Origin of the sequence: Vibrio sp. B4-6 (genome assembly GCF_963888245.1) — a bacterium.
GTDB classification, from domain to species: domain Bacteria; phylum Pseudomonadota; class Gammaproteobacteria; order Enterobacterales; family Vibrionaceae; genus Vibrio; species Vibrio anguillarum.
In genome coordinates this window covers 46,307-60,724 of the sequence record NZ_CAWPIM010000068.1, presented here as the reverse complement: position 1 = coordinate 60,724, position 14,418 = coordinate 46,307, and the positions used below count along the sequence as shown (strand labels likewise).

Sequence of the window (14,418 nt, the reverse complement as noted above, 5' to 3'; positions counted from 1 at the left end):
AAACGTTAGATGACTCAAAACCTTATCCCACAAGCCACATCCTCTCTTGCGATGTGGCTTGATTATTTAGCGAATATTCATACCTCCGCTATCGACCTTGGCTTGGATCGTGTTCAAGCTGTGGCTCAAAAAGCGAATCTTATTAAACCTGCACCTACCGTAATCACCGTGGCTGGAACGAATGGCAAAGGCTCGACCTGTGCATTGATGGAAGCCATTTTATTGGATGCAGGTTATCGCGTGGGCGTTTATAGCTCACCTCATCTTATCCGTTATAACGAACGCGTGCGTATTAATGCGCTTGAGCTCAGCGATGAACAGCATACGCAAGCCTTCGCTTTTGTTGAAGCGCAACGGGGTGACATCAGTCTAAGCCTATTTGAGTTCGGTACATTGGCGGCGCTGCGTTTATTTCAAACGCAAGCGGTGGATGTCATTTTATTGGAAGTTGGGCTAGGTGGCCGACTTGATGCGACCAATATCGTGGATCACGATGTTTCTGTGATCACCAGCTTGGCGATTGATCACGTGGATTGGCTCGGCGATGACATCAATGTTATTGGCTATGAGAAAGCGGGGATTTATCGCGCAGGTAAACCCGCCATTTGCGGCCAGCCTAAGCCACCACCAACGGTTGCAGCGCATGCCGATGATATTGGTGCGGAGATGTACCAAGTCGGTATTCAGTTTTCCTATGAACTGGCCTCTGAAACAACGTGGAATTGGCGAAGTGGTCCATTTGAGTTATCTGATTTACCGCTCCCTCGCTTGCCCTTGCCTAATGCGGCTACGGCATTAATGGCACTCGGCTGCTCCGGTTTGGTTGTGAGTGATGTCAATATCGTCAATGGGCTTAGCAACGCAACACTTGCTGGGCGGATGCAAAAAATCAGTGATAGCCCAGAAATCATTCTTGATGTTGCACATAATCCCCATTCGGCCGAATATTTGGTGGCGCAGCTCAAACGGCGTTACGCACACAAAAAGGTCCATGTGGTGATTGGCATGCTGCATGATAAAGATGTGAAGGCCACGCTTCATCAACTGAAATCAATCGCTAACGTTTGGTATCCTGCTTCATTAAGTGGCCCTAGAGCCGCGCAAGCGAATGAACTGTGTCAGTACCTTGAGCCTGGCGTTAAACCGTTTGCTAACCCAGTCAGCGCTTTTGAAGCCGCGATGACACAAGCCGATAGCAATGATGTCATTATCGTGGTTGGGTCGTTTCATACTGTGGGTGAAGTATTAGAGCACTGGCAGAACAAAGGAGTATAAATGGCAAGTAAGTTTCAGAGCCGCTTGGTAGGAACAATTATATTGGTGGCGATAGGGGTGATAGTGTTACCTGATGTATTGGATGGCAAAAAGACCCACTACAAAGAAGATATCGCCAGCATCCCAATTAAGCCCGAATTAGACAGCGACGTAGAGAAGTTTGAAATTCTCGACCCCGTTGAAGATCAAGTCGCGTTGCCCGATTCGCCTGTTGAAGTGATCGCACAAACTAACCAGAGCGATGCAGCAACGCAGAGCAAGCCACTCACTGTGAAAGTGAAAGAAACAGCGGAAAGAAATGATTACCAAGATAGTGCTTGGCTCATTCAGTTGATGGCATTAAAGAATGCCGAAAACGCAAAAACCGTGGTTAAAGATCTGCAAAAACGGGGTTATCAAGCTCATACTAAGCAAGAAAATGGCTTCACTCGGATCATTATTGGCCCAGATGTTTCCAAAACCAAGCTTGAGCGTCAACTCTTAGAACTGGAAAAAATTACCGGTGCAAAAGGTCAATTGCTCAAATTTAAACCACTAAACCCATAAGAAAACGTTTGCGTCGCGTTTTTTTCTGTTAAAATGCGCGCCAACTTAAGATGTAGAACTCATGAATTGGTTAGATATTGTCATTTTAAGTGTGATCGGCCTATCGGCATTGATCAGTTTAGTCCGTGGCTTAGCTAAAGAAGCGTTGTCATTAGTGATATGGTTCGGTGCATTTTTTATTGCCAGCCAATACTACGCAAAACTTGCGGTGTATTTTTCAAATATCAAAGATGACATGTTCCGTAATGGCGCGGCCATCGCAGCACTGTTTGTTGCAACACTCATTGTCGGAGCGATCATTAACTATGTGATTGCTCAATTGGTACAAAAAACGGGCCTATCAGGAACTGATCGGGTACTGGGCATTGTTTTTGGAGCATTGCGTGGTGTGTTGATTGTTTCAGCTGCCTTGTTTTTTATGGATGCGTTTACCGCATTTCCAAATTCAGAGTGGTGGAAGAGCTCGCAATTGGTACCGGAATTTAGCCGTATCATTGCGCCGTTCTTTGAGCACTTACAAGCAACATCAAGTTTTCTCTCTGGCGCGATTTAGCGCCAGTTACTGTCGCAAATCGAGGATCAGGACATGTGTGGTATTGTTGGAATCGTGGGTACAACGCTGGTAAACCAGTCAATTTATGACGCGTTAACGGTATTGCAGCATCGTGGCCAAGATGCCGCTGGTATTTGTACCATAGAAAGCAATCGTTTCCGTCTGCGTAAGGCGAACGGTTTAGTGAAAGATGTCTTTGAAGCAAAACACATGCAGCGTCTTCAAGGAACGGTGGGTATTGGGCATGTGCGTTATCCTACTGCGGGTAGTTCGAGTGCCTCAGAAGCTCAACCTTTCTACGTTAACTCCCCGTTCGGTATCACACTTGCTCATAACGGCAACCTCACCAATGCCAACGAAGTACGCCAGAAGTTGTTTGAAAAAGATCGTCGCCATATCAATACCACTTCAGATTCCGAAGTGCTGCTTAACGTCTTGGCGCATGAAATTGATACAGTCAGAGGCAATGTAACCGCAGAAGATGTGTTTCGTGCTGTCGCTAATGTACATCGCACCATTCGCGGTGCTTATGCTGTTGTCGCGATGATCATTGGGCATGGGATGATCGCGTTTCGTGACCCGCATGGTATTCGTCCTATCTGCTTAGGTAAACGTGAAGTTGATGGCCGTACCGAATACATGGCCGCTTCTGAGTCGGTGGCGCTAGATGCTGTCGGCTTTGATTTTGTGCGTGACCTTGCCCCCGGAGAAGCGGTGTATGCGACCTTTGATGGCCAGCTATTTACTAAACAATGTGCCGATAATCCAACACTTAACCCATGCATTTTTGAATTTGTCTACTTCGCCCGCCCAGATTCGTTTATCGACAAAATTTCGGTTTACAGCGCGCGCGTAGAAATGGGTAAAAAGTTGGGTGAGCGCATCAAGAACGAATTTGCTGACTTAGATATTGATGTCGTGATCCCCATTCCTGAGACTTCGTGCGATATCGCATTGCAAATTGCACAAGCGATTGATATTCCATATCGCCAAGGTTTTGTTAAAAACCGCTACGTTGGCCGCACATTTATTATGCCGGGCCAGCAACAGCGTAAAAAGTCAGTGCGACGTAAACTCAATGCGATTCGTTCTGAATTTAAGGGCAAAAACGTGTTGCTAGTGGATGACTCGATAGTGCGTGGAACTACGTCAGAGCAAATTATTGAGATGGCTCGTGATTCTGGTGCAAACAAGGTGTACATGGTGTCAGCCGCGCCTGAGATCCGTTTCCCTAACGTCTATGGCATTGATATGCCAAGTGCTAACGAGTTGATTGCTCATGGCCGAGATGCCGATGAAATTGCGCAGCGAATTGGTGCCGATGCTCTGATTTTCCAAAATCTGGAAGATTTAGTGGATGCCGTCGGCATGGGTAACCGCGATATTGCAAAATTTGAAGCGTCGGTATTTAACGGCGAATACGTCACGGGCGATATTGATCAGCAGTATCTTGATTTTCTTGAATCGATGCGCAGCGACGATGCAAAAACGGTTCGAGAAATCCAGCAAGATCTCGCCAACCTAGAGATTCATAACGAAGGCGCGTAATCGAGCGCATCTCTCCAAATAGGCTGCAAAGAAAAAGGCTTCCATTTAGGAAGCCTTTTTTGTGCTCGTTAACAGGGTTTGACTAAAGGATCATTGCCGCAATCCAGCCAAACACAATCAGTGGAATATTATAATGGATGAAGGTTGGAACCACCGTTTCCCAAATATGTTCGTGTTGGCCATCCGCATTTAGGCCTGACGTTGGCCCTAAGGTGGAATCTGACGCTGGAGAGCCAGCATCGCCCAACGCAGCAGCGGTACCCACTAGCGCAATGGTCGCCATAGGCGAAAAGCCAAAGGCGAGGGCAAGGGGCACGTAAATGGTTGCGATGATTGGAATCGTTGAGAAGGATGAACCAATGCCCATAGTGACCAACAAACCGACGATCAGCATTAATAAAGCCGATAACGCTTTGTTGTCGCCAATGCTTACTGATAAGGCTTCGACGAGCGACTCAACGCCACCAGTAGCTTTCATTACGGCGGCAAATCCGGCCGCTGAAATCATAATAAAGCCAATCATTGCCATCATATGTACACCTTTGGTGAACACATCGTGCGTCTCTTTCCACGCAATCACACCACCAAAAGTGAAGACCATAAAACCAGCCAGTGCGCCGATGATCATTGAACCTGTGGACAGTTGCACGGTAAGTGCCGTGATAATACCGAGCGCGGCAATCAAAATATGCTTTTTGTTGATCGCTTTTGGTTCGGTATTAATGACAGTATGTTCCGTCTCTTGATACTGGCGAGGTTTACGATAGGTAAAGAAAATGGCGACCAGTAAGCCAAAAATCATCCCAGCGGCGGGTAGCAGCATGGCAATCGGCACTTGGCTTGCCGTTACGTTTTCAAGGCCATTATCGCGTAAATTCTTGAGTAAGATGTTATTGAGGAAAATCCCACCAAAGCCGACAGGCAAGACCATATAGGGCGTGATAAGGCCAAAAGTGAGCACGCAAGCAATCAGCCTGCGGTCAAGCTTCAGCTTGGCAAAGACGCCCAATAGCGGTGGAATTAAAATCGGAATAAAGGCGATATGGACAGGAATGATATTTTGCGATGACATGGTAACTAGAACCAGCGCGACCAGAACCGCATACTTCAAACCTGTGGTGGCCGCACCATGCTCTTTGCCATGGATACGCTTAATCACGCTTTGCGCCAGTAAGTCAGTAATACCAGATTTAGAAATCGCGACGGCAAAGGTGCCTAGCATCGCATAACTTAGTGCGATGGTTGCACCACCACCTAAGCCACTTTCAAATGCAGAAACAGCGTCATTTAAACTCATCCCTGCAACTAAACCACCGACGATCGCACTAAATGTCAGTGCGACGACGACATTGACCCGCATCAGCGCAAGAAGCAGCATGATGCATACAGAAATTACTACAGGATTCATATATTTCTCGGTTAGTTGTGTTTACTTGTTATTGTTTTCTGAAGGTTCAACAAGTGGCCATCCGCCAAGGGCCTTCCATTTGTTGACGATACCGCAAAAAAGTTCGGCTGTTTTTTGCGTATCGTATAGCGCTGAATGCGCTTCTCTATTGTCAAATTCCATCCCAGCGGATTTGCACGCTTTGGCCAAAACGGTTTGGCCATAGGCTAAACCACTTAGCGCAGCGGTATCAAAAGTCGCAAAAGGGTGGAAAGGGACTCGTTTTAGCTTGCAGCGTTCACTGGCTGCCATCACGAAATTCAAGTCAAAGGTAGCATTGTGCGCCACCATGATCGCGCGGCTACAGTCATTGTCGCGTTGCTCTTTTCGGACTAGCTTATAAATTTCTCTGAGTGCTTCGGCTTCGCTGACGGCACCGCGTAATGGGCTAAATGGGTCACGAATGCCATTAAACTCAAGCGCCTCTTTTTCAAGGTTGGCACCTTCAAAAGGCTCAACATGAAAGTGAATCGTCGATGCTGGGTGCAGATCACCTTGTTCATCCATACGCAACGTAATCGCGCAGATTTCTAATAGTGCATCGGTCTTTGCATTGAAACCGGCTGTTTCGACGTCGATGACGACGGGAAAATAACCGCGGAAACGCTTTTTCAGTGTCAATGCTTCATTTACTTCAGTCATGCTAGCTCTTGGTTGTGTGACAGGGCTGGCATTATTACAGATTCTTTCTACGATAAAAACCAAACACGTTAATAAATGCAGGTTTCACTATGCGTTGGATAGTGCGGTGATGTGGCTAGATTTTTGCATTAACTTAGTCAATAGAAAGCGAAGCGGCAATTTTCCGCCATCGTTTTAGTATCGCTCGGAGAATAAAATCGTTATGAATAAATGGGTTACTGCCACTATTGTGATGACCAGCATACTGACATCCTTTGCCCCTATGGCGATGGATAAACGTTATGTGGCAACACCACAGCAGTCTACGTGGCAGATGGTGACGAATACCCCTTTAGAGTGCCGTTTGGTCCATCCGATCCCCAATTACGGTGACGCTGAATTCTCTTCACGTGCGAATAAGAAGATTAACCTCGATTTCGAACTCAAAATGCGTCGTCCAATGGGTGAAACTCGCAACGTAAGTTTAGTGTCATTACCACCGAGTTGGCGTCCGGGTGAGAGTGCAGACCGCATTACCAATTTGCAATTCTTCAAACAGTTCGATGGTTACATCGGTGGTCAAACCGCTTGGAGCCTACTCAGTGAATTGGAAAAAGGACGCTATCCAACCTTTAGCTACCAAGATTGGCAAAGCCGAGATCAGCGCATTGAAGTGGCTCTCTCGTCGGTTCTTTTTCAAGAGAAGTACAACGTGTTTAGCGATTGTGTGAGCAATTTGCTGACGTACAGTTTTGAAGATATCTCATTTACGATTCTGCATTACGACCGCGATAATGTACAACTCAATAAAGCTTCGCAAAAACGGCTTGCGCAAATTGCCGACTATATTCGCTATAACCAAGATATTGATTTGGTGTTGGTTTCTACCTATACCGACTCTGTTGATAGTCGAGGAGTGAGTCAGGATCTTTCTGAGCGTAGGGCTGAGGTATTAAGAGATTACTTTAAATCACTGGGGTTACCTGAGGATCGTATCCAAGTGCAAGGCTATGGTAAACGCAGGCCGATTGCCGACAATGCATCACCAATTGGCAAAGATAAAAACCGTCGCGTGGTTATTTCACTGGGTCGAACAATTATCTAATAACGTTAGAGTAAAAAAGCAGCCCATTTCAAAGGCTGCTTTTTGTGATGTTATCCGGGAAACCGTACGCATCTAGTTTATATAACTAGCCGATGCCGCAAAGAGACTTATCCTTCTAAACCTGCTGATGCTTGTTTGTTTTGGATAAGTTCAATCATGTAACCATCAGGATCTTTCACAAAAGCGATATGCGTGGTGCCCCCTTTTACTGGGCCAGCTTCACGGGTCACATTACCTCCAGCCGCTTTAATCGCGTCACAGGTGGTATACACATCTTCAACACCAATGGCGATGTGGCCAAAAGCATTACCTAGGTCATAGCTTGTGGTGCCCCAGTTATAGGTCAGTTCGATCACCGCACCCTGAGATTCATCGCCATAACCCAGAAATGCCAATGTGTATTTGTATTCTGTATTTTCATTAGTACGAAGCAGTTGCATACCCATGACCTTGGTGTAAAACGCGATCGATTTTTCTAAATCGCCTACGCGTAGCATGGTGTGCAAAATACGACTATTTGACATGTTGAGCTCCTAACTTTCTGATGAAATATCTATCCCCACCCGACCACTGTGGCGATGATGTTGGCTTACGTTCACCCACTCCAATCACAGAGTTTATCTATGTTCAAAGGAATTCGTTTACTTACTGCCTACTTGCAGAGTTGAGTCTTTTGGGGATCTGGTTAAATTTTATAGGTCAGTTTTATCAGAGAATTCGCAAAGATCTTCAATGATACAACTGCCACAACGCGGCTTTCTTGCGACACAGGTGTAGCGACCATGTAAGATCAACCAGTGATGAACATCAACTTTGAATTCTTTAGGGACGACTTTGAGCAGCTTTTGTTCCACTTCATCAACGTTTTTACCCACCGCAAACTTGGTTCTATTTGAAACTCGGAAAATATGCGTGTCAACGGCGATGGTTGGCCACCCGAAAGCGGTGTTCAATACCACATTGGCCGTTTTTCTGCCAACGCCGGGCAGCGATTCTAATGCTTCACGGCTCTCAGGTACTTCTCCTGCGTATTGATCCAATAAGATGCGGCAAGTTTTGATAACGTTTTCTGCTTTGGAATTGAATAAACCAATGGTTTTGATGTATTGCTTTAGCCCATCAACGCCAAGCTCAAAGATGGCTTGTGGCGTATTAGCAATAGGGTAAAGTTTGTCAGTGGCCTTATTAACGCTGACGTCAGTCGCTTGAGCAGAAAGCAGTACTGAGATCAGTAACTCAAACGGTGTGCTCCATTTAAGCTCGGTTTCTGGCTTCGGGTTATTGGCCCGTAAACGTTCGAGGATCTCGACTCGTTTGACATTATTCATCGTTTGGAAAACTTCCTTATGATTTCGTTAAGCGTTAGTGACGCGTGCTCGTTCTATGACGGGCTTTTGTTCTTTAGGTTGGCGAGCAGCCAGATTTTTATCGATGATATTTTTAGCTGCAATCAAAAAGCCAACACCAATAAACGCTCCAGGCGGCAAGAGCGCAAGCAAGAAGCTGTTGTCAAAATGGAAGACCTCAATGCGTAAAATGGTTGCCCAATGACCCAGTAATAAATCAGCACCATCAAACAGTGTGCCATTGCCAATTACTTCACGCAGTGCGCCCAAAATGACCAGAATAGTGGTCATTCCCATGCCCATCCAAAATCCATCTTGTGCTGAAGGCAACACTGCATTTTTTGAGGCAAATGCTTCGGCGCGACCGATGATGATACAGTTGGTCACAATCAGAGGAATGAAGATCCCTAGCGATAGGTACAGGCCGTAAGCGTAGGCATTCATTAACAGTTGTACGCAAGTTACTAGTGCGGCGATGATCATCACAAACACAGGGATACGAACTTCTTTGGGGACATAATCTCGTACTAATGAGATGGTGACATTTGAACAGACGAGAACCAGCAATGTCGCAACGCCTAAACCTAGCGCATTCGTGACAGTGGAAGAAACCGCTAGTAAAGGGCACAGTCCAAGTTGTTGAACGAGCGCAGGGTTGTTGCTCCACATCCCGTTTTTAATCAGTGTCTTATGATCACTCATTGCTGGCTCCTTTACAGTCAAAAGGTTGTGCTAACAGTGCTTCTCGATGTTGATTCACAAACTGAGCGGTATTTTTCACCGCTTTGACGACGGCTCGCGGCGTAATCGTCGCTCCAGTAAACTGATCAAATTGTCCCCCATCTTTGCGCACTTTCCAAGTCTCGATATTTTGCTCAGTGACTTGCTTGCCAGTAAAGCTCAATATCCAATCAGTGACGCGTAAATCTATTTTGTCACCTAACCCCGGTGTTTCTTGATGAGACAGAACGCGAGTCCCTGTGATGGTGCCATCGTGCTTGATGCCAATAATTACCTTGATCGCGCCGTTATAGCCATCAGGTGCGATGGCTTCAATAGCCAGTCCACTCGGTTCACCGTTTTGTGTGGCAATATAAGCGTGCATAGGTTGGTCTGTACCAAGTGCAGGATCAGTCACCAGTGTACAGGATTTGTACAGTTCGTTGTCGTGCAAACTGTGCGGGATCACTTGGTTTAAAATCGATTGCAGTTGAACCTGCTCTTGCTTGGTTATTTGATCTTTTGTTAGGTATTGGGTTAACGCTACAACACCTGTTGAAGCACAGGCAAAGATAGCGAGAATCAAACCGTTATTGCGAATGGCGGTTAACATAGCGCTCCTTAATGCCCGTAGGTTCGAGGTTTAGTGTAGTAATCAATCAGTGGAACACACATGTTGGCAAGTAATACAGCGAATGCTACCCCGTCAGGGAAGCCTCCCCAACTGCGGATAATGAAAATCATCATGCCAATAAATGCGCCGTAAATTAAGCGACCTTTGACGGTTGTGGAAGCGGTGACTGGATCGGTTGCGATGAAAAAAGCGCCGAGCATAGTCGCGCCCGAGAGCAAATGAAACAAGGGTGAGGCGGTTGCTCCCGGTTCAATAAGCGCAGTGAAAGCACTTGCCATTACTAAACCACACAGCACCGCAATCGGGATATGCCAGTTGATCACACGTAGTTTGATCAATAATAAGCCGCCAGCTAAATAGGCAAGGTTAACCCATTCCCAGCCAAGCCCAGCTAGCCCACTAAATTGAGGGTGGCTCATCGCTTCATGCAGAGTCTCACCATTATGTAATCCGGTTTTTACGGCGTCCAATGGAGTGGCCATAGTGACACCATCGATACCCGTTCGGATTTGTTGTAGTGATAAACCTTCTACGTTGAAGCCACTGAAAATAAGTGAAAATGCATCACTAAACGAGATTGGATCCGGGGCTAATTCCGTTGGAGCAATCCAACTGGTCATCTGCACAGGGAAAGAGATAAGCAAAACCACATAAGCAATCATGGCGGGGTTGAATGGGTTTTGTCCTAGTCCGCCGTATAAGTGTTTTGCAATAATGATGGCAAAAATAAGGCCAATAAAGATAACCCACCAAGGGGACATCGGAGGAATGGCAATGGCCAGAAGCCAAGCGGTGACCACGGCGCTGTAATCTTTGATTGCCAACAGTGGTGAGCGCTTACGCAGTAGCATAACGGCAGATTCAAAAGCCAAAGCGATGATGATAGCGAGCATCAGTTGAATGAGAGTACCCCAACCAAAGAAGTAGCTTTGCGCGATAAGCCCCGGTAAGGCGCACAAGGCGACCCACTTCATCAGCTCTGATGTGTTGCGTTTGCTGTGTGCATGGGGGGAGCTGGCAATAAAAAAGGCCACTAATTATTCTCCTCAGAATTATGATTGTTTTTCGCTTGTGCCGTTTGCTGCTCTGCTTTGCGCGCTTTTGCGCGAGCAATGGCGGCAGCGACTGCCGCTTTTTTGGCATCCTCAGGTTGAGCAGGCACAGGTTCAAGCGTTGGCTGAGGTTCACTCTGCGCCGTTTGCTGCTCTGCTTTGCGTGCTTTTGCGCGAGCAATGGCAGCAGCGACTGCCGCTTTTTTGGCATCCTCAGGTTGAGTAGGCGCAGGTTCAAGCATTGGCTGAGGTTCACTCTGCGCCATTTGCTGCTCTGCTTTGCGCGCTTTGGCGCGAGCAATGGCGGCAGCGACTGCCGCTTTTTTGGCATCCTCAGGTTGAGCAGGCACAGGTTCAAGCATTGGCTGGGGTTCACTCTGCGCCGTTTGTTGCTCTGCTTTGCGCGCTTTTGCGCGAGCAATGGCGGCAGCGACTGCCGCTTTTTTGGCATCCTCAGGTTGAGTTGGTGCAGGTTCAAGCGTTGGCTGGGGTTCACTCGGCGCCGTTTGCTGCTCTGCCTTGCGTGCTTTCTCTCGGGCAATGGCAGCCGCGACTGCCGCTTTTTTATCATCACCAGTTTCTGCTGGTGGCGCATCAGCACTGGTTTGCTGCGCTTTTTTCTCGCGAGCTTGACGTTTGCGCTCTTCGCGCAATTTAACCATTTCAGCGTTATCAGGCTCGACTTGACCTGCTTGCAGTGCTTCGGCTTGCTTGGCTTTAGCGCGAGCAATAGCCGCAGCAACGGCGGGTTTTACGGTGCTTGGGTTGTTTTCTGTTTGTGCTTTTTGCGCTTGAACGCGAGCAATGGCCGCTGCAATCGCATCGTCGCCGCCTGTGTGTTTCATCTCTTGACGACGTTCATCGGCTGCTTTTTTGAAGCGATTCTCGCGATCGGCTTTATCGCGTTTTAAACGTGCTTTTTTCTCTTCGAAACGTACTCTGGCACGTTCAGCGGCTTCTGATTCTTGCTGGCGAGTTTTTATCTCGGCCTTGGCTTGACGATAGTATTGCACCAATGGAATTTCACTGGGGCAAACATAAGCACAAGCCCCGCACTCAATGCAATCTTTGAGGTTCAGTTCTTCACACTTATCATATTCTTCCGCTTTCGCGTGCCAGAACAGTTGCTGAGGCAATAAGGAGGCCGGGCAGGCTTCCGCGCACTGACCACAGCGAATGCAGGCCATTTCATGTTGTGAAGAGGCAATCTCTTTACGAGTGGGTGCCAGAATGCAGTTGGTGGTTTTGGTGATCGGAACTTGCGAATGAGGCAGGGTGAACCCCATCATCGGGCCGCCCATGATAAGACGCGGTAATTTTTTATCTGCCTTATAGCCAAATTGTTCGAGTAAATATTGTACGGGTGTGCCTAATAAAACCCAGACATTCCGGGGCTGTTTAAACGTATTGCCCGTTAAGGTGACTACGCGGTTAATCAGGGGTTCGCCATCCATGACGGCGCGTTTAATCGCGTAGATAGAGCCAACATTTTGTACCATCAAGCCAATATCGGCTGGAATTTTACCCGCAGGCACTTCTTGGTTGGTCAGCAATTTAATTAACTGCTTTTCACCACCTGAAGGGTATTTGGTTGGGATCACGCGGATCACGATGTCTTTATGTATTGCGGCGGCTTCTAACGCTTGAATTGCTTCTGGTTTGTTATCTTCAATACCGATGATGGTTAATTTGGGCTTAAGAATGTGCTCTACAATACTGATCCCATCGATGATCTCTGCGGCATGGTGCTGCATGAGTACATCATCGGCCGTGATGTAAGGTTCACATTCGGCGGCGTTGATGATCAAAATATCAGTGCGAGCGAGGCCTGATTGCATTTTTTTTGCAGTAGGAAAACCGGCGCCGCCCAACCCAGAGATGCCAGCTTGACGAATGATTTCAATCAATTGCTCTGGGGAGTGTTGTCGATAATCAGCCAGTGGTGCGCGCACTGCCCACTCATCTTGTTGATCAGGCGTGATGACAATACACATTTCACTTAACCCAGAAGGGTGCGCCGTAGTGCGCGGTTCAATGGCGGTAATGGTGCCAGAGGTTGAAGCGTGTACAGGCAACATGAAGGTTGAGGTGTATTGTGTTAGTGGTTGGCCTTTGAGTACTTTATCGCCAACGCTGACCAATAAATCACCGGCTCGGCCAATATGCTGTTTGAGTGGCAATACAATTTCTTGCGGTATACCGGCATGAGTCAGTGCCGTTTGATTTGATTGCTGTTTATTTTCTGGCGGGTGAATGCCTCCTGGGAAGTTCCAGAGAGTGCCAGCTTTGATTTGTTCTATTAATGACAACATACCAATCCTTAATTCACGCTTTTCTGCGCACGTGAGGCAGAGTCGGTAACATCAACAACAGGAATCGCGTTCATTTGCCACTTCCAAGTATCGGTCGTAGTTTCTACCGGGATCATTTCAATACAGTCCGTTGGGCAGGGAGCAACACACAGATCACAGCCAGTACATTCTGACTTGATCACGGTATGCAGAGCCTTAGTTCCACCAACAATGGCATCTACGGGACAAGCTTGAATGCATTTTGTACAACCGATGCACATATCTTCATGAATGAAGGCAACGGTTTTGACCTTATTATCAAGATCATGCGCAGACTCTTCAGCTTCAACGCCCATTAAGTCAGCCAATTTTTCAATGGTTGCTTGGCCGCCGGGCGGGCATTTATTGATTTTATCGCCATTGGCAATGGCTTGTGCATAAGGGCGACAGCCCGGATAGCCACATTGACCGCATTGTGTCTGCGGTAAAATCGCATCAATCTGATCGACGATAGGATCGGCTTCTACTTTAAAGCGGATAGAGGCAAAACCTAAGATAGCGCCAAACACAGCGGCCAATGCGACAAGTGCAAGAATAGCGATGAGTATTGTGCTCATATTACAACTTCACCAATCCTGTAAAACCCATGAAGGCGAGTGACATAAGACCTGCGGTTATCATAGCAATTGATGCGCCTTTGAAGGGCGTTGGTACGTCGGCTACGCCGATGCGTTCGCGCATGGAAGCAAACAGAATCAATACCAATGAGAACCCAACCGCGGCACCAAAACCATAAATAATGGATTGAATGAAGTTATGATTTTCGTTGATGTTGAGAAGCGCAACCCCAAGTACCGCACAGTTGGTGGTGATAAGAGGAAGGAAAATCCCGAGCAGGCGATATAACGTTGGGCTGGTTTTGTGTACCACCATTTCGGTGAACTGCACCACCACGGCGATCACTAAAATAAAGCTCATGGTGCGTAAGTACTCAATACCTAATGGTTTAAGAACATAGCTTTCTACTAAATACGCACACACTGACGCTAGAGTTAGCACGAAAGTCGTCGCTAACCCCATCCCTATTGCGGTTTCTAGTTTTTTTGATACGCCCATGAAAGGACATAGCCCTAGAAACTTTACCAGTACAAAGTTATTGACCAGCACAGTGCCGATTAATAACAAAAAATATTCGGTCATAGTTATATAAGTCTTAAGTTCCGATCTGGTGATTATCGTGCTTTGCCAAGCGAATAACAACCAAGGAAAGATAAGGTTTT

At 47.0% G+C, this 14,418-nt stretch carries 15 protein-coding genes; 5 read left to right on the top strand and 10 right to left on the bottom strand.

The window, feature by feature from the left end; all coding sequences use genetic code 11:
- Positions 1 to 9 precede the first annotated feature (9 nt).
- From folC to purF, 4 genes are all read left to right on the top strand, one after another.
- On the top strand, positions 10 to 1,275 hold the full coding sequence (folC, locus tag AACV20_RS16470; protein ID WP_170907652.1) for a bifunctional tetrahydrofolate synthase/dihydrofolate synthase: 1,266 nt from the start codon (positions 10 to 12) through the stop codon (positions 1,273 to 1,275).
- The gene (locus AACV20_RS16465; protein ID WP_013857291.1) at positions 1,276 to 1,821 is read left to right on the top strand and encodes an SPOR domain-containing protein; all 546 of its coding nucleotides are present in this window, start codon (positions 1,276 to 1,278) and stop codon (positions 1,819 to 1,821) included.
- Positions 1,822 to 1,882: 61 nt separating this feature from the next.
- Complete coding sequence (locus AACV20_RS16460) at positions 1,883 to 2,374, top strand: CvpA family protein (RefSeq protein ID WP_170907651.1); 492 nt, start codon at positions 1,883 to 1,885, stop codon at positions 2,372 to 2,374.
- 33 nt (positions 2,375 to 2,407) lie between these two features.
- Positions 2,408 to 3,922, top strand: a complete 1,515-nt coding sequence (gene purF / locus AACV20_RS16455) for an amidophosphoribosyltransferase (RefSeq protein WP_013857289.1) — start codon at positions 2,408 to 2,410, stop codon at positions 3,920 to 3,922.
- An 82-nt stretch (positions 3,923 to 4,004) separates the two neighbouring features.
- Here purF and AACV20_RS16450 read toward each other — a convergent pair whose 3' ends face one another.
- Together AACV20_RS16450 and rnt are read right to left on the bottom strand one after the other, a co-directional pair.
- Positions 4,005 to 5,330: a Na+/H+ antiporter family protein gene (locus tag AACV20_RS16450; RefSeq protein ID WP_170907650.1), complete on the bottom strand. Its 1,326-nt coding sequence runs from the start codon at positions 5,328 to 5,330 to the stop codon at positions 4,005 to 4,007.
- A 21-nt stretch (positions 5,331 to 5,351) separates the two neighbouring features.
- Positions 5,352 to 6,011 (bottom strand): ribonuclease T, encoded by a 660-nt coding sequence (gene rnt / locus AACV20_RS16445; protein ID WP_010318472.1) that lies wholly within the window; start codon positions 6,009 to 6,011, stop codon positions 5,352 to 5,354.
- Positions 6,012 to 6,213: 202 nt separating this feature from the next.
- Between rnt and motY the strand changes: the two genes are divergently transcribed.
- Positions 6,214 to 7,095 (top strand): flagellar protein MotY, encoded by an 882-nt coding sequence (gene motY / locus AACV20_RS16440; protein WP_013857286.1) that lies wholly within the window; start codon positions 6,214 to 6,216, stop codon positions 7,093 to 7,095.
- Between the two features lie 107 nt (positions 7,096 to 7,202).
- On the opposite strand, the gene gloA is transcribed toward motY, so the two are convergent.
- The 8 genes from gloA to rsxA form a co-directional block, all read right to left on the bottom strand.
- Positions 7,203 to 7,619 (bottom strand): lactoylglutathione lyase, encoded by a 417-nt coding sequence (gene gloA / locus AACV20_RS16435; protein ID WP_013857285.1) that lies wholly within the window; start codon positions 7,617 to 7,619, stop codon positions 7,203 to 7,205.
- 168 nt (positions 7,620 to 7,787) lie between these two features.
- Positions 7,788 to 8,423: an endonuclease III gene (gene nth / locus AACV20_RS16430; RefSeq protein ID WP_010318469.1), complete on the bottom strand. Its 636-nt coding sequence runs from the start codon at positions 8,421 to 8,423 to the stop codon at positions 7,788 to 7,790.
- Between the two features lie 27 nt (positions 8,424 to 8,450).
- Entirely contained in the window at positions 8,451 to 9,143 is a 693-nt protein-coding gene (locus AACV20_RS16425) for an electron transport complex subunit E (protein ID WP_010318468.1), read from the bottom strand.
- Positions 9,136 to 9,774 (bottom strand): electron transport complex subunit RsxG, encoded by a 639-nt coding sequence (rsxG, locus tag AACV20_RS16420; protein WP_170894811.1) that lies wholly within the window; start codon positions 9,772 to 9,774, stop codon positions 9,136 to 9,138. Before rsxG ends, AACV20_RS16425 begins: the two co-directional genes overlap by 8 nt.
- Before the next feature lie 8 nt (positions 9,775 to 9,782).
- A complete protein-coding gene (rsxD, locus tag AACV20_RS16415) occupies positions 9,783 to 10,829 on the bottom strand; it encodes an electron transport complex subunit RsxD (RefSeq protein WP_170894810.1) in 1,047 nt (348 codons plus the stop codon).
- The gene (gene rsxC, locus AACV20_RS16410) at positions 10,829 to 13,159 is read right to left on the bottom strand and encodes an electron transport complex subunit RsxC (protein WP_170907649.1); all 2,331 of its coding nucleotides are present in this window, start codon (positions 13,157 to 13,159) and stop codon (positions 10,829 to 10,831) included. Before rsxC ends, rsxD begins: the two co-directional genes overlap by 1 nt.
- Before the next feature lie 8 nt (positions 13,160 to 13,167).
- Complete coding sequence (gene rsxB, locus AACV20_RS16405; RefSeq protein ID WP_013857280.1) at positions 13,168 to 13,755, bottom strand: electron transport complex subunit RsxB; 588 nt, start codon at positions 13,753 to 13,755, stop codon at positions 13,168 to 13,170.
- 1 nt (position 13,756) lies between these two features.
- Positions 13,757 to 14,338 (bottom strand): electron transport complex subunit RsxA, encoded by a 582-nt coding sequence (rsxA, locus tag AACV20_RS16400; protein ID WP_010318463.1) that lies wholly within the window; start codon positions 14,336 to 14,338, stop codon positions 13,757 to 13,759.
- Positions 14,339 to 14,418: the final 80 nt, after the last annotated feature.